At 64.7% G+C, this 18,076-nt stretch carries 16 protein-coding genes and 2 pseudogenes; 10 read left to right on the plus strand and 8 right to left on the minus strand.

Translation table 11 applies throughout. The annotated features are described in order from the left end of the window. Window positions 1-224: 224 nt before the first annotated feature. The 4 genes from G4G28_RS21400 to mpl all read right to left on the minus strand — a co-directional run bounded on the left by G4G28_RS21400 (window position 225) and on the right by mpl (window position 4,842). A complete protein-coding gene (locus G4G28_RS21400) occupies window positions 225-2,276 on the minus strand; it encodes a ribonuclease catalytic domain-containing protein (protein WP_183107809.1) in 2,052 nt (683 codons plus the stop codon). A gap of 69 nt (window positions 2,277-2,345) precedes the next feature. After that, window positions 2,346-2,882, minus strand: coding sequence for a chorismate lyase (locus tag G4G28_RS21405; protein WP_308601249.1), 537 nt, complete (start codon window positions 2,880-2,882; stop codon window positions 2,346-2,348). Next, entirely contained in the window at window positions 2,879-3,487 is a 609-nt protein-coding gene (locus tag G4G28_RS21410; RefSeq protein ID WP_182989841.1) for a YqiA/YcfP family alpha/beta fold hydrolase, read from the minus strand. The genes G4G28_RS21405 and G4G28_RS21410 overlap by 4 nt, the downstream gene beginning before the upstream one ends. Next, window positions 3,487-4,842: a UDP-N-acetylmuramate:L-alanyl-gamma-D-glutamyl-meso-diaminopimelate ligase gene (gene mpl, locus G4G28_RS21415; RefSeq protein ID WP_229508113.1), complete on the minus strand. Its 1,356-nt coding sequence runs from the start codon at window positions 4,840-4,842 to the stop codon at window positions 3,487-3,489. Before mpl ends, G4G28_RS21410 begins: the two co-directional genes overlap by 1 nt. A 112-nt stretch (window positions 4,843-4,954) precedes the next feature. On the opposite strand from mpl, the gene G4G28_RS21420 reads away from it, so the two are divergent. From G4G28_RS21420 to G4G28_RS21465, 10 genes and pseudogenes are all read left to right on the plus strand, one after another. Next, window positions 4,955-5,587 carry a hypothetical protein gene (locus G4G28_RS21420; protein WP_182989843.1) on the plus strand — a complete coding sequence of 211 codons (633 nt, stop codon included), beginning with the start codon at window positions 4,955-4,957 and terminating at the stop codon, window positions 5,585-5,587. Beyond that, on the plus strand, window positions 5,584-6,150 hold the full coding sequence (locus tag G4G28_RS21425; RefSeq protein WP_182989844.1) for a TlpA disulfide reductase family protein: 567 nt from the start codon (window positions 5,584-5,586) through the stop codon (window positions 6,148-6,150). The genes G4G28_RS21420 and G4G28_RS21425 overlap by 4 nt, the downstream gene beginning before the upstream one ends. A 128-nt stretch (window positions 6,151-6,278) precedes the next feature. Further along, the gene (gene aroQ, locus G4G28_RS21430; protein ID WP_182989845.1) at window positions 6,279-6,710 is read left to right on the plus strand and encodes a type II 3-dehydroquinate dehydratase; all 432 of its coding nucleotides are present in this window, start codon (window positions 6,279-6,281) and stop codon (window positions 6,708-6,710) included. 99 nt (window positions 6,711-6,809) lie between these two features. Continuing rightward, a pseudogene (accB, locus tag G4G28_RS21435) lies at window positions 6,810-7,282 on the plus strand (acetyl-CoA carboxylase biotin carboxyl carrier protein). A gap of 111 nt (window positions 7,283-7,393) precedes the next feature. Then, window positions 7,394-8,782: an acetyl-CoA carboxylase biotin carboxylase subunit gene (gene accC, locus G4G28_RS21440; protein WP_182989847.1), complete on the plus strand. Its 1,389-nt coding sequence runs from the start codon at window positions 7,394-7,396 to the stop codon at window positions 8,780-8,782. After that, window positions 8,779-9,735, plus strand: coding sequence for a 50S ribosomal protein L11 methyltransferase (prmA, locus tag G4G28_RS21445; RefSeq protein ID WP_182989848.1), 957 nt, complete (start codon window positions 8,779-8,781; stop codon window positions 9,733-9,735). Before accC ends, prmA begins: the two co-directional genes overlap by 4 nt. Window positions 9,736-9,775: 40 nt before the next feature. Continuing rightward, entirely contained in the window at window positions 9,776-10,291 is a 516-nt protein-coding gene (locus G4G28_RS28640; protein ID WP_308602554.1) for a zinc-ribbon domain-containing protein, read from the plus strand. Between the two features lie 90 nt (window positions 10,292-10,381). Further along, window positions 10,382-10,804: a hypothetical protein gene (locus G4G28_RS21455; RefSeq protein ID WP_210283271.1), complete on the plus strand. Its 423-nt coding sequence runs from the start codon at window positions 10,382-10,384 to the stop codon at window positions 10,802-10,804. 458 nt (window positions 10,805-11,262) lie between these two features. Then, window positions 11,263-11,717: pseudogene (locus G4G28_RS27015) on the plus strand (DUF3426 domain-containing protein). 7 nt (window positions 11,718-11,724) lie between these two features. Continuing rightward, complete coding sequence (locus G4G28_RS21465; RefSeq protein WP_183107813.1) at window positions 11,725-12,666, plus strand: carbohydrate kinase family protein; 942 nt, start codon at window positions 11,725-11,727, stop codon at window positions 12,664-12,666. A 169-nt stretch (window positions 12,667-12,835) separates the two neighbouring features. Here G4G28_RS21465 and G4G28_RS21470 read toward each other — a convergent pair whose 3' ends face one another. From G4G28_RS21470 to G4G28_RS21485, 4 genes are all read right to left on the minus strand, one after another. Then, window positions 12,836-13,363, minus strand: coding sequence for a YggT family protein (locus G4G28_RS21470; RefSeq protein WP_229425248.1), 528 nt, complete (start codon window positions 13,361-13,363; stop codon window positions 12,836-12,838). Window positions 13,364-13,444: 81 nt separating this feature from the next. Beyond that, window positions 13,445-15,085: a hypothetical protein gene (locus tag G4G28_RS21475; RefSeq protein WP_183107814.1), complete on the minus strand. Its 1,641-nt coding sequence runs from the start codon at window positions 15,083-15,085 to the stop codon at window positions 13,445-13,447. 719 nt (window positions 15,086-15,804) lie between these two features. Next, complete coding sequence (locus G4G28_RS21480; protein WP_183107815.1) at window positions 15,805-16,776, minus strand: hypothetical protein; 972 nt, start codon at window positions 16,774-16,776, stop codon at window positions 15,805-15,807. Window positions 16,777-16,914: 138 nt separating this feature from the next. After that, window positions 16,915-18,021: a ribonucleotide-diphosphate reductase subunit beta gene (locus G4G28_RS21485; RefSeq protein ID WP_182989851.1), complete on the minus strand. Its 1,107-nt coding sequence runs from the start codon at window positions 18,019-18,021 to the stop codon at window positions 16,915-16,917. Between the last annotated feature and the right edge of the window lie 55 nt (window positions 18,022-18,076).

Here is an 18,076-nt window from a genome sequence, read left to right on the forward strand (position 1 = left end):
ACCGTAGGGTGGGGTCATTGAAGCCGGGGCTTCAATGACGTGCCCACGCTGTAACGGACGTCTCCCTGGTCCGCAACGGCGCCGTCATCTAACACGCGGCTTGAAGATTACCTGGAGCGGCCGCTAGCTACCTATTTGGCAGCGTTTTGGCATGCAAGCGCGTCAAAATATAGCGGCGGCGCATTATTTCAAGCGCCAGACCGCGTGGGCACGGACTGCCCACCCTACGGGTTTACCGGCGCCGCGTCGTCCGTGCTCACCGCCGCGACCGCACCTTCGGCTTCGACCACTTCCTCGACTGCCGCCTCGCCGCTGTCGCCCGCGGCGGCCTCGCCCTCTTCCTCCTCGGCCGCCAGCGCCTCGTCGGTCGGCGCCGCGCACACTTCCAGCAGGCGCGCTTCCAGCGTCAGGTCGACTTCGTCCCAGCGCACGATGTCCAGGCGCACTTGCGCACCGCGCGCCACCGGCGGCATGCCGGCCAGGCGGATGACCAGCGGGATGTCGACGAGGCGCAGCACGTCTTCCTTCAGCACGACGGCGTCGACCTGCTTGGCCTGCTCCTGGCCCAGCCAGCGCAGGCACCAGTAGCGTTCCATGGTCTGCTGGAAATCGTTATAGGCCGAATACGCAGCGTCGAAGGCCGAGACAATCGAAAACAGGGTCGCGTCGCGCGGCTTGAATGGCGCGACCAGGGGCGCGGTCACGCCGTGCTCGGCGCAGGCGAGGATTTGCCACTGGTTGACCAGGTCGGTGTAGCGGCGCAGCGGCGAGGTGCTCCAGGCATATTGATCGACACCGAGGCCCTGGTGCGGCGCCGCGTGCGTGACCATGCGTACCTGCATTTTTGCTGCCCAACCGGCGCCGCTGCCAGCGCCCTGCGAACGGTAGATGCCCGGCACGCCGGAGTCGTGCAGCAGCTTGCCCCAGGTGCTGTTGGCGAAAATCATCAGCTCAGCGACGATCTTGTCGAGCGGCGCGCCGCGCTTGCGGCGCACGATCGAGACGACGTCGTCCTCGACATAGAAATTGAAGTCGACGCGATTGGCCTGCTCGGGTTTCAAGCCGAACGCCTCGCGCTTTTTCATGCGTCCCGCTTCCAGCTGCAGCGCCCATTTCCACAGCAGCGACAGTTCCGCCTTGTGCGGATACTCACCGGCGCCGCTTTCCAGCGTTTCCTCGTTGACCAGCGCATCGAGGTCGTTATGGCGCAGGTTGTTCGCGATCGGCACCAGTTCGGCGCGGGTCGTGGTCGAAATGACGGACCAGTCCTGCGGGTTCAGGGTCGCGTACAGCGACAGTGCCGGACAGGTCGTGCCTTCGGCCAGGGTAAAGGCGTTGACGACTTCGTCCGGCAGCATCGTGATCTTGTCGCCCGGCATGTAGACGGTGGACATGCGGCTGCGCGCGATCTTGTCGATGGCGTCGTCCGGCTTGATCGCCAGGCCCGGCGCGGCAATGTGGATGCCCACGCGCACGGTGCCGTCAAGCAGGTGTTCGACCGAGAAGGCGTCGTCGATCTCGGTGGTGGTGACGTCGTCGATCGAGAAGGCGGCAACATTAGCCGTTGGCAGCGAGGTCGGAGCGCTCGGCACCGGCAGCGCCGGGAAACCGGCACCGCGCGGAAACTGCTCGAACAGGAAACGGCCCATGTGCAGGTCCTTGGGCGAAGCGATGCCCTTCGTTGCCAGCATCAGGCGCGGCGCCGTGGTCTGCAGTTCGTTGGCCGCCGCTTCCAGCGCCTTGTATTCGATGGTGTTCTTGTCCGGCTTGAACAGCAATTGCGCCACGATCGGCTGCATCGCTTCCGGCAATTTTCCGGCCTTCAGTTCTTCGACATAGGCCGCCTGCACCAGGGCTTGCTGCTTTTTCTTTTCGATACCGGCCTGGGCCGCGCGCAGGGATTGCTCGGGCGCCGCCTTGTAACGGCCGCGGCCCTTCTTGTAGAAATAGATGGGCGCATTGTGCAGGGCCAGCACCAGGCCGGCGGCCTCGGCAGGCAGCGGCGCGTGGCCGAAGTATTCGGCGCCGAGTTCCGCGAAACCGAATTCTTCCTGGCCGGCTACTTCCCAAAGAAAATCGAGATCGACTTCGGCGGCAATGCCCTTGGCTTCCTCGAGCAGCACGTCGGGTGCCGGTTTCTCGAATTGCAAGAGTACGTCCTTCGTTTTGACCTTGGTCCGCTTCCCGCTCGACAGTTCGACCTGATGGGCTTCACCGGCCGTGGACAGCACCGAGCCGACCTTGAAGTCGCCCGATTCTTCAAAAAATAGATTCATCTTATTTCGCGTTCTTTATTGTTGCGCCAGCCAGATCGAGCACGGCCGGCAAGAATACCTCGGTGACCATCAGCAGGCCCTGACGGCGGCGGTAGACACAGCGCCGCGCGTGGAAAAGCCCTCCGTCCAGTGCACGCTCGGCCGCGGCATAGGCGGCCTCGCCCAGCGCCGCACGCAGGCGCGCCAGCAGGGGGTGGCCCGGCCGCAGCCGGGCATACCCAGCGGCCCGCGCGTCACCAGCGGGTCGTAAAACAGGGTCGTGCCGAGCGAGCGTTCGCCCAGCGCGGAAAACAGCGGCCAGTCGCTCGCGGTCGCCGACATCGGCACCACGGTGTGGCCGAACACCACCGGCTGGCCGTCGCAGCACAGCAGGACTTCGCGCTCCCAGACCCGTTCGCGCCGCGGCAGGCCGATCGCCCTCGCCTCTTCCAGCGAGCACAGCACCGTTTTCTGGTGCAGGCGCCGCACGCGGAAAGCCTTGCTGCTGGCGACCAGGCGCGCCGTCAGCGAGCCCCTGGTCGTCAGCCAGTCGCGCGTGGCGATAGCGGCACCGACGGCATCGGCATGGCGATGCCACTTCGCCAGCCGCAGCGAAGCGCCCCTCACCAGGCCGTGCCCGCCTGCGCCACGGCCGGCTGGCAAAACGCCAGCACCTCGTCAACATACTGCGGGAATTCCGGGATCGCGTGGTCGCTGCCTTCGATCACATGCTGGCGCGCGCCGGCATAGTGGGCGAGCATGTCGCGGTAATCCAATACCTCGTCTCCGGTCGCGGCAATCAGGAAATAGCGCTCGGGACGGGTGATGCGTTCCACCTTCAGTGCGGCCAGCTCGGCTATGTATTCGCGGCGAAACTCGAACGGTTCATCCGAATGCCAGGCGGTGGTCACGCCGACGTGCTTTTCCAGGTCATTCAAAGGATCGACCGCCGGATTGAGCAGCACGGCGCGTACGCCGAGGCGCTCGGCCAGCCAGGTCGCGTAGAAGCCGCCCAGCGAGGAACCGACGATGGCAAGATTGCCTGGTGCATGGCGCTCGGCCAGCAGCAAGGCCAGTTCCATCGCCGCTTTCGGCGAGGCTGGCAGTTGCGGGCAGATCAGGTCGCCCGCGCGTCCCGCGGCTGTCATCCGTTCCTGCAACACGCGCGCCTTGAACGAGCGCGGCGAGGAACGAAAGCCGTGGAGGTACAGGACGTGCGGGCGCGCATTCATCAGGCCAGCGCCTCGAGCAGTTTCTGGTGCACGCCGCCGAAGCCGCCATTGCTCATCACGAGGATGTGGTCGCCCGGCTGGGCCGCCTGCACGACGGCTTGCACCAGGTAATCGATCTGGTCGAAGCTGTGGGCAATGGCGCCCAGCGGTTTCAGGGCATCGGCCAGCGACCAGCCCAGCGCCTGCTGGCTGCCGAAGCCGAACACCAGGTCGGCGTCCTTCAGGCTGCCCGGCAGCGCGTCCTTCATCGCACCCAGTTTCATCGTGTTCGAGCGCGGCTCGAGCACGGCGAGGATGCGTCCCGATTTTTCCCCGCCATTGCCCAGCTTCTGGCGCAAGCCGCCCACGGTGGTGGCGATCGCCGTCGGGTGGTGGGCGAAATCGTCGTAGACGGTAACGTTGTTGACCACGCCGCGCACTTCCATGCGCCGTTTCACGCTCTGGAAACGCGACAGCGAATCGACCGCCTGCGCCACCGGCACGCCGACGTGGCGCGCGGCGGCGATCGCGGCCAGCGCGTTCGAGCGATTGTGCTTGCCGGTCAGGTCCCAGTGGACCGTGCCCTGCACTTCATTGTTGAAGACGACGTCGAAGCTGGAACCGCCCGGATGCTCGACCAGCGTCCAGTTGACGCCGCCGGACAGCCCAAAAGTTTCCTTCTCGCTCCAGCAGCCGCGCTTGATCACCCGCGCCAGCGAGGCTTCGTCGCCGTTGACCACCAGGCGGCCAATGCCCGGCACGGTGCGTACCAGGTGGTGGAACTGGGTCTCGATGGCGCCGATGTCCGGGAAGATGTCGGCATGGTCGAATTCGAGGTTGTTCAGCACGGCCGTTTTCGCGTGGTAGTGCACGAACTTGCTGCGCTTGTCGAAAAAGGCGGTGTCGTATTCGTCGGCTTCGATGACGAAGAAGTCGGACTTCGCCTTGGCGTCGGTTGCCCCTTGCAGGCGCGCCGAAATGCCGAAGTTCATCGGCACACCGCCGATCAGGAAGCCGGGCGCATAACCCGCGTCTTCCAGGATCCAGGCCAGCATCGAGGAGGTCGTGGTCTTGCCATGCGTGCCGGCGACTGCCAGCACCCATTTCTCGCGCAGGATATGTTCGCCAATCCACTGCGGACCGGACACATAAGGCAGGCCGCGGTTCAGGATTTCCTCGATCAGCGGATTACCGCGCGTCATCACATTACCGACGACATACAGATCGGGATTCAGGGAGACCTGCTCCGGGCCATAGCCCTGGATTAACTCGATGCCCTGGGCTTCGAGCTGGGTGCTCATCGGAGGATAGACGTTGGCGTCGCAACCGGTAACGCGGTGTCCTGCCTCTTTCGCCAGAACCGCCAGGCCGCCCATGAAGGTGCCGCAAATGCCGAGGATATGGATGTGCATGATCGTGTGGAGTAAAGCGAATACGCGATTCTACCCGACGCGATGCCATTTTTCGTTCAAGAGTATGATCAAGCTCATGATGCCAACACAGAATTATGACCTTCAGCAGCTGCGCGCCCAGATCGCCGCAACGGCCGCGCGCATGGTCGCGCAAGACGGCGCCGACTACGCCACGGCGCGCAGGAAAGCGGCGCGCCAGGTACTCGGCGTCGACCAGCCGGCACCGAACCTGATGCCCGACAATACTCAGATCGAGGACGAGGTACGGCGCTACCAGGAACTGTTTGGCGGGGCCGCCCACGCCGAGCGCGTGCACGCGATGCGCGCCGTGGCCCTGGAAGTCATGGACGCGCTGGCCGAGTTCCGGCCCTATGTCACGGGCGCCGTCCTGAACGGCACCGCCGGCGAACACGACGACATCCACCTGCAGCTATTCGCCGACAGTGCCAAGGAAGTCGAGATGTTTCTCCTGAACCGCAACGTCACTATAGATATCTCGGAAACGCCCCACTTCAAGGGCGCGCGCCACGATCCCGTTGAAACGGTGAGCTTCCTGTGGCATAACGAGGCCGTGCACGCCGAGTTGTATGATTTTCATGACTTGCGTGGTGCACTCAAGCCCCGCGGCGATGGCCGCCTGCAGCGCGTCGACGCTGCCGGCCTGCGCGCGCTGATGACGACCGACGTATCGCTGGAACAGGACGAATGAACAAGAAGAAGCTGGCCGCTTTCGTGGCTGTGGCAATTGCCTTTGGCGCGCTGGGCGCCGTGTTTGGCAGCAGGACGAAGGAAGCGACGCCGGTGACGACCAGCATCGCGCCAACTGGGGCGGCTGGCTCCGGCCCGGCACACACCGCATCTACTCACTTATATGCGCAGACCCTGAACGATTTATCGGGCAAGCCGCAAGCGCTGTCTCAGTGGAAAGGCAAACCCCTGCTGGTGAACTTCTGGGCGACCTGGTGCGGACCCTGCGTACAGGAAATGCCGGAACTGTCCAGCCTGGCAAACGCGGAAGGCGGCAAGCGGTTTAACGTGATCGGCATCGGCATCGATTCGCCGGACACCATGCGTGAATTTGCCACCAAGCACAATATCAAATACCCGCTGTATGTCGGCGGCATGGACGGTACCGAGCTGTCGCGCGCCTTCGGCAATACGAACGGCGGCCTGCCCTTCACGGTACTCATTGGTGCCGACGGGCAAGTTCGGAAGACCTATCTCGGCAAGCTCGAGTTCGATGCGCTGCGGGCCGACCTGGCGGGCTTGTAGCGCTCGCGAACGGTCGTTCTTTTCCGATCATCGCGCAAGTAACTGTTATCCACGGAGAATTTTATCGCTTGCCAATACCCGATGTTGGCGGCAAAATGCCTGACTTTCGAGCGTAGACTCTACAACAAATGGCGAAAAAGCTACTGCTGCTTAACGGTCCCAACCTGAATCTGCTGGGAACCCGAGAGCCTGCGGTGTACGGCGCGGCGACGCTGGCCGACATCGAAAGCGCTGCAACGGCCCAGGCTGTGGCAGCGGGCGGGTCGCTTTCCTGCTTTCAGAGCAACCACGAAGGTGCGCTGATCGACCGCATCCATGCCGCCCGCGAGGAAGGCATCGAGGCGATCGTCATCAATCCTGGCGGACTGACCCACACAAGCGTGGCCCTGCGCGATGCGCTGGCAGCGGTGGCGATTCCGTTTATTGAGGTCCATATCTCAAATATTTATCAGCGTGAAGCATTCCGCCATCACTCGTATTTGTCGGCACTTGCCCGCGGCACCATTTGCGGGCTGGGAATCGACGGATATCGGTTTGCCATCGACTTCGCGCTTAAATAGCATTAATCTACGTCAACTTCATGCATCATGCTCGGCTGCGCTGTCTTTTTGCGCGCTGCTTTACTCTCTTAATACCAAAATAATTCCAAGGGGTTTCACATGGATCTACGTAAACTCAAGACTTTGATTGACCTCGTCGCCGAATCGGATATCGCTGAACTCGAAGTGACCGAAGGCGAAAGCAAGGTCCGCATCGTCAAGTCGTCCGCAATGCCCCAAGGCCAGATGGTCATGATGCCGTCGAACGGCGTCCAGCAGTTCTCGGCCCCCGCGCGCAGGCGCCAGCGGCATCGGCCGCGCCGGCCGCCGCGCCCGCCCCGGCTGTTGCCGTGGAAACCGGCCACGTCGTCAAGTCGCCGATGGTTGGCACCTTCTACCGTTCCTCCGCTCCGGGCGCTGCCGCCTTCGTCGAAGTCGGGACGAACGTCAAGGAAGGCGATACCCTGTGCATCATCGAAGCGATGAAGCTGCTAAACGAAATCGATGCCGATGTGTCTGGCGTCGTGACCAAGATCCTCGTGGAAAATGGCCAGCCAGTCGAATTCGGCCAGCCGCTGTTCGTGATCGGCTAAGCCTCGGCTTTTGCCGCCCTGCCGCGGCCGTGTTGTTCTCCGCGGCCCGTGATTTCCGAATACCAGTCCGGCGCACCGCGCCGGCACTCATCGAAACACCGAACCTAAACCATGTTTGAAAAAATCCTCATCGCCAATCGTGGTGAAATCGCGTTGCGTATCCAGCGCGCCTGCCGCGAAATGGGCATCAAGACGGTGGTCGTTCACTCGGAGGCGGACAAGGACGCCAAGTACGTGAAGCTCGCCGACGAGTCCGTCTGCATCGGCCCGGCCCAGTCCGCGCTGAGCTACCTGAACATGCCGGCCATCATCAGCGCCGCGGAAGTCACGGACGCCGAAGCGATCCACCCCGGCTACGGCTTCCTGTCGGAAAACGCCGACTTCGCCGAACGCGTGGAAAAATCGGGCTTCGTCTTCATCGGCCCGCGCTCCGATTCGATCCGCCTGATGGGCGACAAGGTCTCGGCCAAGCAGGCCATGATCCGCGCCGGCGTGCCCTGCGTGCCGGGTTCGGACGGCGCCCTCTCGGACGACCCGAAGGAAATCATCCAGACCGCCCGCAAGGTCGGCTATCCGGTCATCATCAAGGCGGCCGGCGGCGGCGGCGGACGCGGCATGCGCGTCGTGCATACCGAAGCGGCCCTGCTCAACGCCGTGCAGATGACCAAGACGGAAGCCGGTACGGCGTTTGGCAATCCGGAAGTGTATATGGAGAAGTTCCTGGAAAATCCGCGCCACGTGGAAATCCAGATCCTCGCCGACGAACATAAAAATGCCGTCTGGCTGGGCGAGCGCGACTGCTCGATGCAGCGCCGCCACCAGAAGGTGATCGAGGAAGCACCGGCGCCGGGCATCCCGCGCAAGCTGATCGAGAAGATCGGCGACCGCTGCGCCGAAGCCTGCCGCAAGATCGGCTACCGTGGCGCCGGCACCTTCGAATTCCTGTACGAAAACGGCGAGTTCTATTTCATCGAAATGAACACCCGCGTGCAGGTCGAACACCCGGTCACCGAAATGATCACCGGCATCGACATCGTGCAGGAACAGATCCGCATCGCCTGCGGCGAGAAGCTGCGCTTCAAGCAGCGCGACATCATGCTGGCCGGCCACGCGATCGAATGCCGCATCAATGCCGAGGATCCATTCAAATTCACGCCGTCGCCGGGCCGCATCACTGGCTGGCACCCGCCGGGCGGTCCTGGCATCCGTGTCGATTCGCACTCGTATGCGGGATATTATGTTCCACCTCATTACGACTCGATGATCGGCAAGGTAATTTCCTACGGTGCTACGCGCGAGCAAGCCATTCGCCGCATGCAGATTGCACTCTCGGAAATGGTGGTCGAAGGCATCCTCACCAACATCCAGCTGCACCGGGAACTGATGGTCGATGCGCGCTTCATCGAAGGCGGCACCAACATCCATTACCTGGAACAGAAACTGGCCAACCGCCCGGACACGAAAGTCGCCCTGGCCCTCGACAACAAGGCTGATGCATGAGCTGGACTGAAGTCGTCATCGAAATCGCACGCGAGCATGCCGAGGCACTCTCCGACGCCTTGATGGAAGCGGGCGCGCTGTCGGTGTCGGTGGAAGACGCCGACGAAGGCACCGAGCAGGAACGCCCGCTGTTCGGCGAGCCCGGCATGGAGCCGAAGGAAGCGGCCTGGGACCACAGCCGTGTCGTGGCGCTGACCGATGTCGATGCCGACCAGGCGGCGATCGTCGCCGAAGCCGCTGCCGCCATCAAGCTGGCCACTGTGCCGGCGTTTTCCACCCGCGCGGTGGCGGACGCCGACTGGGTGCGCCTGACGCAGTCGCAGTTCGAGCCGATCCATATCGGCACCAACATCTGGGTCGTGCCGAGCTGGCACGAGGCTCCTGATCCTGACGGGTTGATTCTCGAACTCGATCCGGGCCTGGCTTTCGGCACCGGCAGCCATCCGACCACGCGCCTGTGCATGGAATGGCTGGAAGCCCATCCGAAGCCGGGCAAATCGGTGCTCGACTACGGCTGCGGTTCCGGCATCCTGGCGATGGTCGCCAAGAAAATGGGCGCGGGCGACGTGGCCGGGGTCGACATCGACCCGCAGGCCATCGAATCGGCGCGTTTGAATGCCGAGCGCAATGGGTGCGAGATCACCTTCTACGTGCCGGACGAACTGGCTGTCTCGTCGAATGCGCTGCATGCAAGCGGCAAGTTCGACATCGTGGTGGCCAACATCCTGTCGAGCCCCTTGAAGCTGATGGCGCCGATGCTGTCCGGCCGCGTGGCGCCGGGCGGTTCGCTGGTGCTGTCGGGTGTGCTGGCGCGCCAGGCCGAGGAAGTGGCCGCCGCCTACGCGCCCTTCATCAAGCTGGGCGTCTGGGCCGAGCAGGACGGCTGGGTTGCCCTTCACGGGACGCTGGGCCAGGACACGGTACCGGCCGCGCGCTCCACCCCGCAAGGCTAAGCGGATGGCGCTCGCCACCCAATGCCCCCACTGCGGCACGATGTTCCGGGTCGCCTCGGACCAGCTCAAGCTGCGCGGGGGCATCGTCCGCTGCGGCGCCTGCCAGGAAATCTTCGACGGCAGCGCCAGCCTGGTCGACCTCGACAAGCTGGCCGCGCGCGCGCCGGCAGCGCCGACGCCAGCAGCGCCGACGCCAGCCGCGCCGGAGCCGGCTCCCGCTGCCGCTCCCCCCCCCTTCCCCACGCTCCTGTCGCACAGGCGCCTGCCGAAGCGGACCCGCTGCCCTTCACCGTCGTCGAACACGAGGTTGACAGTACGCCTGCACCGGAGGCCGAGACCAGGCCGTTTGACGACGACGTGCCGGTCTACACGCTCGACTTCGATCACACCTTCGATCCGCTCGGCATCCTGCCGAACGTCGCGGGACAGGATGCGCCGGAGTTCGTTGCGCCAGTCGCGGACGAGGAATCGGCCGGGCTTGATCCTGTCGCCGCGCTGGCGGAATCGGCGCCACACGACACACAGGACGGCGAGGCATCCGATGCGAGCGCCGTAGCGGAACCGGTTCCCGAGGCGGTGGAGGCGCAAGCGACCAGCGCGAACGATGCAGGGAGCGACCTCGAACCCGAGGGCCGGCACGGATGCGGTGACGCACGATGCAATCGATGCCGCGGCCGAAGCACAGCCCGAGGCCGCACCGGATGCGGCAGCAGCGTCGGTAGCGGAGGCGGAGGAAGAACCGGAAACGGTAGCGCAAGCCGACACCGCGCTCGAGGCCACCACCGAGCCTCTGCTGGAAACGTCCGCGGAGAACGCCGGGCCGGTAGGGGCCGCATCTGCCCATGCGCCAGCGGCTGCCGAAACGGACAGCACCGAAGCGGCTACCGCACCGGCCGCGGTCCAGGACGCCCCGCCCGCCATCGAAGCGCACCCGGTGCCGGCGCAGCACCATCCCGCCACCGACAGCCAGGGTCGCATCGAACCCGCCTTCGGCCTGCCGGAAAACGCTGCGCTGCCCACCCCGGCCCTGCCCGCGCGGGATGACGCATCCCCATCGTGGTCGACCTGACGCCGGATACGACCTTCAACGTGGCCGCGATCGAGGCGTTGAGCGCGCCCGCGGCCGAGCCGCTGACCCTGCGCCGCGTCACGCACAACACCTTCCCGGAAATCGCGCTGACGGCCGACTCGGATACCGCGTCGGATACCGCGCCGGATACCGCATCGGCCAGTACCGCGGCCCCCGGCCTGGCCAGCGAAGCCGCCCCCTTGCTTCCGCTGCGCGAGTCCGCCGATGGCGCGGGCGGCGCGTCGCATGCGCACGACGCGTCGGCCATGCCGGCCGAGGCCAGTGTGCGCACCCCGGCCGCGCGCCGCGCCGAGCGCGCGGCGGCGGCGCGGCGCTCCAAGCTCACCCCGACCAAAATCGAGGCGCAGCCGAAACTGCGCGCCGCCGAGATCGACGAGCCGGAGTTCGTCAAGCGCGGCCGCCAGCAGGAACAAAGCGGACGCACGCGCAAGATCGCGATGCTGGTCGGCTCGCTCGTCCTGCTGCTGCTGCTGCTCGCGCAAGGCGCCTTCACCTTCCGCAACGCGGTCGCCGCACGCTTCCCGGCCCTGAAGCCGGCGCTGGTGTCGGGCTGCGCGCTGCTGGGCTGCCGCGTCGAGCTGCCAGCCCGGTCGAGAACCTCGTCATCGAAACCGGCGAACTGACCACGCTCGGCGGAGGCGCCTATTCGTTCACGACCGAGCTGCGCAACACCGGCAGCACGAACCAGGCCTGGCCGAGCCTGGAGCTGGCGCTGACGGACGCCAACGACAAGCCGCTGCTGCGCCGCGTGTTCGCGCCCGGGGACTACCTGGCCGCCGGTACGCCGCTGGCCGCCGGCATCGCGCCGCGTACCGAACAAGCGATCAAGCTCCACTTCCGCGTGGACAACCTGAAACCATCCGGCTACCACATCGCCGTCTTCTATCCCTGACACCTCCATGACCCACACTACCCTGATCTGCGGATCGCTGGCATTCGACAAGATCATGCAGTACCACGGCCGTTTCGCCGAGACGCTGCTGGCGGACCAGCTGCACCGCGTGAACGTGTCCTTCCTGGTGCCGACGCTGCGCACCGAATACGGCGGCTGCTCGGCCAACATCGCCTACAACCTGAACCTGCTCGGCGGCGATCCTTTGATCATGGCGACCATCGGCCAGGACGGCGGCGACTACCTCGAGCGCCTGCGCAACTTCGGCATCAAGACGCGCGCCATCAAGACCATCGGCGACGCCTACACGGCGCAGTGCTTCGTCACCGCCGACCAGGACAACAACCAGATCAACGCCTTCCACCCGGGCGCGATGCAGTTCTCGCACGAGAACAACGTGGCCGACTGCGGCCCGCTGCGCGTGGCGATCATCGCCCCGGACGGCCGCGACGGCATGCTCAAGCACGCGCGCGACTGCGCCGCGCAAGGCGTGCCCTTCATGTTCGACCCCGGCCAGCAGCTGCCGATGTTCAGCGGCGAGGAACTGCTGACTTTCATCGAGCAGGCGACCTACCTGGCTGCCAACGACTACGAGATCGAGATGGTCATGGACCGCACCAGGCTGTCGCTGGACGAGATCGCGGCACGCCTGGAAGCGCTGATCGTCACGCGCGGCGAAAAGGGCTCCGAGATCTACGCGGGCGGCCAGCGCCACGATATCCCGGCGGTGCCGGCAGCCGCCATCGTCGACCCGACCGGTTGCGGCGACGCCTACCGCGCCGGCCTCCTGTACGGTATCGCCCAGGGCTACGACTGGCCGACCACGGGCCGCCTGGCCAGCCTGCTCGGTTCGATCAAGATCGCCCACCAGGGCGGCCAGAACCACAAGTTCACCCCAAGCGAGATCGCGGAAAAATTCGAAGCCGCCTTCGGCTACCGCTTCAAGTAAGCTTTACATCGGGGACGGTAGCGTCTTCTATTCGTAGGGTGGGGTCCCGACCCCACGCGGTACGTCCGCAGCGTGGCCACGATCGGTATTCGACCCACGACCGCAAACGGATCGGAAAATAAAATGGGCAGCCCAGGCTGCCCATTTTTACATCCGCCGCCGATCAAACTTAAATCGGCACGAAGTTCCGCAACACGAACAGCACGATCTGCAGAAGCAGCACGGCCACCAGCACCGACAGATCCAGCCCGCCGATCGGCGGCACGACGCGCCGGATCGGCCGCAGCAGCGGATCGTTGAGGTCGTGCACGAACGGCGCCAGTGGCGCATGCGGGTTGACCCAGCTGAAAATCGCTTCGATGATGAGCAAGGCGATGAAGCCGTAGATGATCCACTTCAGGAAGCGCGCCAGCGCGAAGATGAATACCTGCTCGCCGGTGGCACCGACCATCAACAGCAGCGAGGTCGCCAGCAACACCACCAGGAAGGCGCCGATCAGGCTGGCCCAGTCGTAGCCGCCGGCACCGGGGATGATGCGGCGCAAGGGCTTGACGAGCCAGTCGCTCAGCGTGAAGGTGAATTGCGCCACCGAGGCCGGCGGACGCACGCGGATGGCCTGCATCCAGAAACGCAATAACAGCACCCCGCCCAGCACACTGGCAATGGTATCGACGATCAGCTGAAGAATCGGCAGCACGACAACTCCTTGAGATAAAAAAAACCGCTGTGTGACAATATCACACAGCGGTATTCTGCCCTAAGCGGGCACGCAGCGCGTTTACGGACGGCTGCTGGTCGGGAAAGGCCAGGCGGCGGCAGGCGACAGCGCGGTTTTCGCGGCCGGTGGAGGAGCGGCCGGCTTGGCGTCGGCAGCCGCGGCTGGCTGTGCGGCCGGCCTGGTGTCGGCGGCCTTCGCAGCTGGCTTCTTCGCCGCAGGCTTCTTCGCTGCCGGCTTGGCAGCGGCTTCCGGCTTGGCTTCGGCCTTGACAGCCGTGTCGGCCTTGGTGTCGGCCCTGGTGTCGGCCCTGGTGTCGGCCTTGGTGTCGGCCTTGGTGTCGGCCTTGGTGTCGGCCTTCGCCTCGGGCTTCGCTTCCGCCTTCATCGCTTCAGGCTTGGCTTCGGCTTTCATGGCTTCCGGTTTGGCTTCGGCCTTCATCGCTTCCGGCTTCTTGGCGGCTGGCTTTGCCGCTGGCTTGGCGGCTGCGGCAGGCTTGGCGGCGGCAGCAGGCGTGCTAGTGGAAGGTTTTGTAGCCGCCTCCTTGGCAGCTGGCTTGGCAGCCGGCTTGGTGGCTGCACTCTTGGCAGGGGCCTTGACTGGTGCCTTGCTGGCCGTGGCCTTGGTGGCAGTCTTCGCCGGCGCCTTGGCGGCGGTCTTGCTTGCCGGGCCCTTGGCTGGTGCCTTGCTTGCAGCCGCTTTCGCGACCGGCTTGGCTGCCGCGCCCTTTTTCGCAGCCGGCTTGGCGGCCGGCTTGGCGGCCGCGGTCTTTTTGGCTGCCGGCTTGGTAGCGGTCGACTTCGCAGCCGCGCCCTTGGTGGCGGTCTTGGCGGCGGTCTTGGCAGGTGCTTTCGCGGCGGCGCCCTTGGCGGCGGTCTTGCTCGCCGCGCCTTTGGCCGGCGCCTTGGTGGCGGCGGCTTTCGCTACCGGCTTGGCTGCCGCGGCCTTCTTTGCGGCAGGCTTGGCAACGGCGGTTTTCTTGGCCGCTGGTTTGGCTGCAGGCTTGGCCGCTGCGGTCTTCTTGGCCGCTGGCTTGGCTGCAGGCTTGGCGGCTGCCGTCTTCTTCGCAGCGGGCTTGGCTGCAGGCTTGGCAGCGGCCGTCTTCCTGGCGGCTGGCTTGGCTGCAGGCTTGGCGTCCGCGGTCTTCTTGGCGGCTGGCTTGGCGGCAGGCTTGGCAGCCGCGGTCTTCTTGGCAGCTGGCTTGGCGGCGGCTTTCTTCGCTGCCGGTGCGGCGGCCTTCCTGGCGGCCGGCTTGGCTGCGGACTTGGTGGCGGCGGCCTTCGCTACCGGCTTGGCTGCGGCTTTCTTGGCGGCCGGTTTGGCGGCGCTCTTGGCTGCAGGTTTGGCTGCAGGTTTGGCTGCGGCTTTGGCGGCTGGTTTCGCTGCCGGCTTGGCTGCGGCTTTCGCGGCTGGCTTTGCTGCCGGCTTGGCTGCGGCTTTTGCTGCCGGTTTCGCCGCGGCTTTCGCAGCTGGTTTGGCAGCTGGTTTGGCAGCTGGTTTCGCTGCCGGTTTTGCCGCAGCTTTCGCTGCCGGCTTCGCGGCGGCCTTGGTGGCTGCCTTGGCCGGGGCCTGTTTTACAGCGGCCGACTTCTTGGCGGCTGGTTTCTCTGCTGCGGCAGTCTTGGCAGCTGGTTTGGCGGCGGTCTTTGCGGACGTGCCCTTGGCTGCGGGTTTTGCTGCTGGTTTCTTAGCGGCTGTTGCCATTTCGTTCTCCTTCTCTGCGATGAGAAAATACGCTACAAGGTTAAAAACCCGCCGACGAAGTCGGGCGAATTATTCATGGGCATAAACCAGGGGTTATTGCCAATGAATCCGGCACCAGCTGAACTGCTGCAACTCCTCATCATTGCAGCGCTTCAGCCAACGACGTCGGGACACCCACCCACCATTCCAGCTGCGCTTTCACATCGCTGCCCTTGCGGGCGCGAAAAGAAAAAGCCGCCTTGCCTGATAACGATCAGGCAGTGCGGCTTGTTCTTTTCGCTACGCTTAAGTGCATACTGATTGAATCAGCGTCCCATTATTCGATCGGTTTTGTTTGCCCGCGAGCATGCGAAAAAATCCATGTTCACGTTTTGACAAATTCAATCACGTAAAGTACACGAAAACCTTGTCAGTGCGCAACCCGCACACACATAATTCGCACTACCGGACGAAGATGCGTCAAATGTCGCATCATGACAGCAGGCCGCCGGGGGCCAGTCCATTTCAAAGCGCACCTGACTGCAGCAGGCTTGCTTCGCTTTACGCCATATTCGCTTCGTCGACAAATACCTGATGCGCCAAACGTGCATTCAAGTGCGATGAACCTTGCGCGCATGGGACCTCGCCGCGTCAATCGTGCGCGCCACCCGCCATGTCGCGATGCGCCCATCGCCTTCGTCGGCTCGCTATCCCTTTGACCACGCAACGCGCGACTTGTCTCACACAAGCGGTTCCCGCGTGCGCCTTGCGCGCAGACCTGCACCATTCAATTGCGTGCGCTTGTCGGCACGCGCGAACAACAGCATTGCAGCGGCGAGTGCGACACAGAGCCAGCCGCCCCCCTCGCCGATCGTCTGGAACGTGGTGCGGGTGGTGCCCGGCGGCGGCAGGTACGCGAGCACACCAGTTCCCGGCAAGGGGCTCGAGCGCGCCTCGGCCAGCACGCGTCCGTGTGCATCGGTCACGCTCAGCAAACCTTCGCGGGCGACGCGCACCATGCCGAAGCCCGACTCGATCCCGCGCAGCGCCGACAGGCGCGCGGCGTACACCGCATCGGCGCCGAAGTCCCGTGACGGCACCAGCACGAGGTCGGCGCCGGCGTGTGCATAGCGCAGTCCCAGCTCGGCGAAGTGCATGTCCTTGCAGATGGCCAGTCCCGCCTGGTAGCCCTTGACGTCGACCAGCGCGAGACGGGTGCCGGCATCGACACCGCGTTCGCCCGGCGCCGGTGCTGCTTCTGGTAAGTCGCGCGCAGGGTGCCATCGGGGCCGATCAACCAGGCCAGGTTGCGCGAGCGGGCGCCCTCGTCGATGCCGACGCCCAGCACCAGCCACACGCGCGCTTGCAGCCGCTGCGGCGAAACGGCCTTGCACCGCCATCGCGGCGGCTGGCGTGAGCACGGCAATCTTCTCGGGCAGGACGATCAGCTGCGCGCCCTGGCCGGCAAGTTGCGCGACATGGTGCTCGTACCCGGTCCAGACCCGCTCGACCTGCGCCTGCGGCACCGACGGGCCAAGAAAATCGTCGATGGCGGCCAGGCCGACCGCCATCCCCCGCTCCGCCGGCGCGAGCGGTGCCACCCAAGCCAGCCACCAGACGGGTTCGAGCCCGAAAGCGACGCGCAAGCCGAGGTCGCCCAGCACGGCCAATGCCGCACTACTATATAGAGAAGCCGATGGCATCCTGGGCATGCGCCTTCCTCAGAACTTGATTCGCGGAATTATCTCGCGCTTGCAGTCCCTGCGCTGACAAATCGGCAAGTCGGTACAGTGGGGGCAAAAAAAAGCCCGCTCGAAAGCGGGCCATTCCCAATCAGTGCACCACCGGGATCAATCCCAGTTCAGCGCGCCACCGGTCTGGTATTCCGTCACGCGCGTCTCGAAGAAGTTACGCTCCTTTTTGAGGTCGATCATCTCGCTCATCCACGGGAACGGATTCTCTTCGTTCGGGAACAGCGGATCGAGACCGATCTGCACGGCGCGGCGGTTGGCGATGAAGCGCAGGTAGCCCTTGAACATCGGGGCGTTCAGGCCCAGCACGCCGCGTGGCATGGTGTCTTCGGCGTAGCGGTATTCGAGTTCGACGGCCTGCAGGAACAGGACTTTCAGCTCTTCGCGGAAGGCCGGGGTCCACAGCATCGGGTTTTCCATCTTGATCGTGTTGATCAGGTCGATGCCGAAGTTCACGTGCATCGACTCGTCGCGCAGGATGTACTGGTACTGCTCGGCGGCGCCCGTCATCTTGTTCTGGCGTCCCAGCGCCAGGATCTGGGTGAAGCCGACGTAGAAGAACAGGCCTTCCATCAGGCAGGCGAAGACGATGATCGACTTCAGCAGCTTCTGGTCGTTCTCCAGCGTGCCGGTCTTGAATTCCGGATCGGTCAGGACGTTGATGAACGGGATCAGGAACTGGTCCTTGTCGTGGATCGACTCGATCTCGTTATAGGCGTTGAAAATCTCGCGCTCGTCCAGGCCGAGCGACTCGACGATGTACTGGTAGGCGTGGGTGTGGATCGCTTCTTCAAAAGCCTGGCGCAGCAGGTACTGGCGGCATTCCGGCGCCGTGATGTGGCGGTAGGTGCCCAGCACGATGTTGTTGGCGGCGAGCGAGTCGGCCGTGACAAAAAAGCCCAGGTTGCGTTTGACCAGGCGGCGTTCGTCTTCCGACAGGCCGTTTGGGCTCTTCCACAGCTCGATGTCGCGCTGCATGTTCACTTCCTGGGGCATCCAGTGGTTGGCGCAGCCGGCCAGGTACTTGTCCCAGGCCCACTTGTACTTGAACGGCACCAGCTGGTTGACGTCGGTCTGGCCGTTGATGATGCGCTTGTCGTCCGCGTTGACGCGCTTGGCGACCAGGGTGGCGTCCACGCCTTCCGGCAGGATTGCCCCTTGTGGTGCGGCCGGCGCACTCGTTTGTTCATCGTCCCATGACAGCATGATCGTTTCCTTCTATTTCGTGTTCTGTGACAGCGACGCCCGGCGCGAAGGCCGG

Origin of the sequence: Massilia sp. Dwa41.01b (genome assembly GCF_014171775.1) — a bacterium.
GTDB lineage: Bacteria > Pseudomonadota > Gammaproteobacteria > Burkholderiales > Burkholderiaceae_D > Telluria.

Excerpts from the sequence above, each read along its gene's own strand:
- G4G28_RS21400 (WP_183107809.1), bottom strand. The coding sequence starts at position 2,276 with ATGAATCTATTTTTTGAAGAATCGGGCGACTTCAAGGTCGGCTCGGTG.
- G4G28_RS21410 (WP_182989841.1), bottom strand. The coding sequence starts at position 3,487 with ATGAATGCGCGCCCGCACGTCCTGTACCTCCACGGCTTTCGTTCCTCG.
- mpl (WP_229508113.1), bottom strand. The coding sequence starts at position 4,842 with ATGGGCGGCCTGGCGGTTCTGGCGAAAGAGGCAGGACACCGCGTTACC.
- G4G28_RS21420 (WP_182989843.1), top strand. The coding sequence starts at position 4,955 with ATGATGCCAACACAGAATTATGACCTTCAGCAGCTGCGCGCCCAGATC.
- G4G28_RS21425 (WP_182989844.1), top strand. The coding sequence starts at position 5,584 with ATGAACAAGAAGAAGCTGGCCGCTTTCGTGGCTGTGGCAATTGCCTTT.
- aroQ (WP_182989845.1), top strand. The coding sequence starts at position 6,279 with ATGGCGAAAAAGCTACTGCTGCTTAACGGTCCCAACCTGAATCTGCTG.
- accC (WP_182989847.1), top strand. The coding sequence starts at position 7,394 with ATGTTTGAAAAAATCCTCATCGCCAATCGTGGTGAAATCGCGTTGCGT.
- prmA (WP_182989848.1), top strand. The coding sequence starts at position 8,779 with ATGAGCTGGACTGAAGTCGTCATCGAAATCGCACGCGAGCATGCCGAG.
- G4G28_RS28640 (WP_308602554.1), top strand. The coding sequence starts at position 9,776 with ATGTTCCGGGTCGCCTCGGACCAGCTCAAGCTGCGCGGGGGCATCGTC.
- G4G28_RS21465 (WP_183107813.1), top strand. The coding sequence starts at position 11,725 with ATGACCCACACTACCCTGATCTGCGGATCGCTGGCATTCGACAAGATC.
- G4G28_RS21475 (WP_183107814.1), bottom strand. The coding sequence starts at position 15,085 with ATGGCAACAGCCGCTAAGAAACCAGCAGCAAAACCCGCAGCCAAGGGC.
- G4G28_RS21480 (WP_183107815.1), bottom strand. The coding sequence starts at position 16,776 with ATGCCCAGGATGCCATCGGCTTCTCTATATAGTAGTGCGGCATTGGCC.
- G4G28_RS21485 (WP_182989851.1), bottom strand. The coding sequence starts at position 18,021 with ATGCTGTCATGGGACGATGAACAAACGAGTGCGCCGGCCGCACCACAA.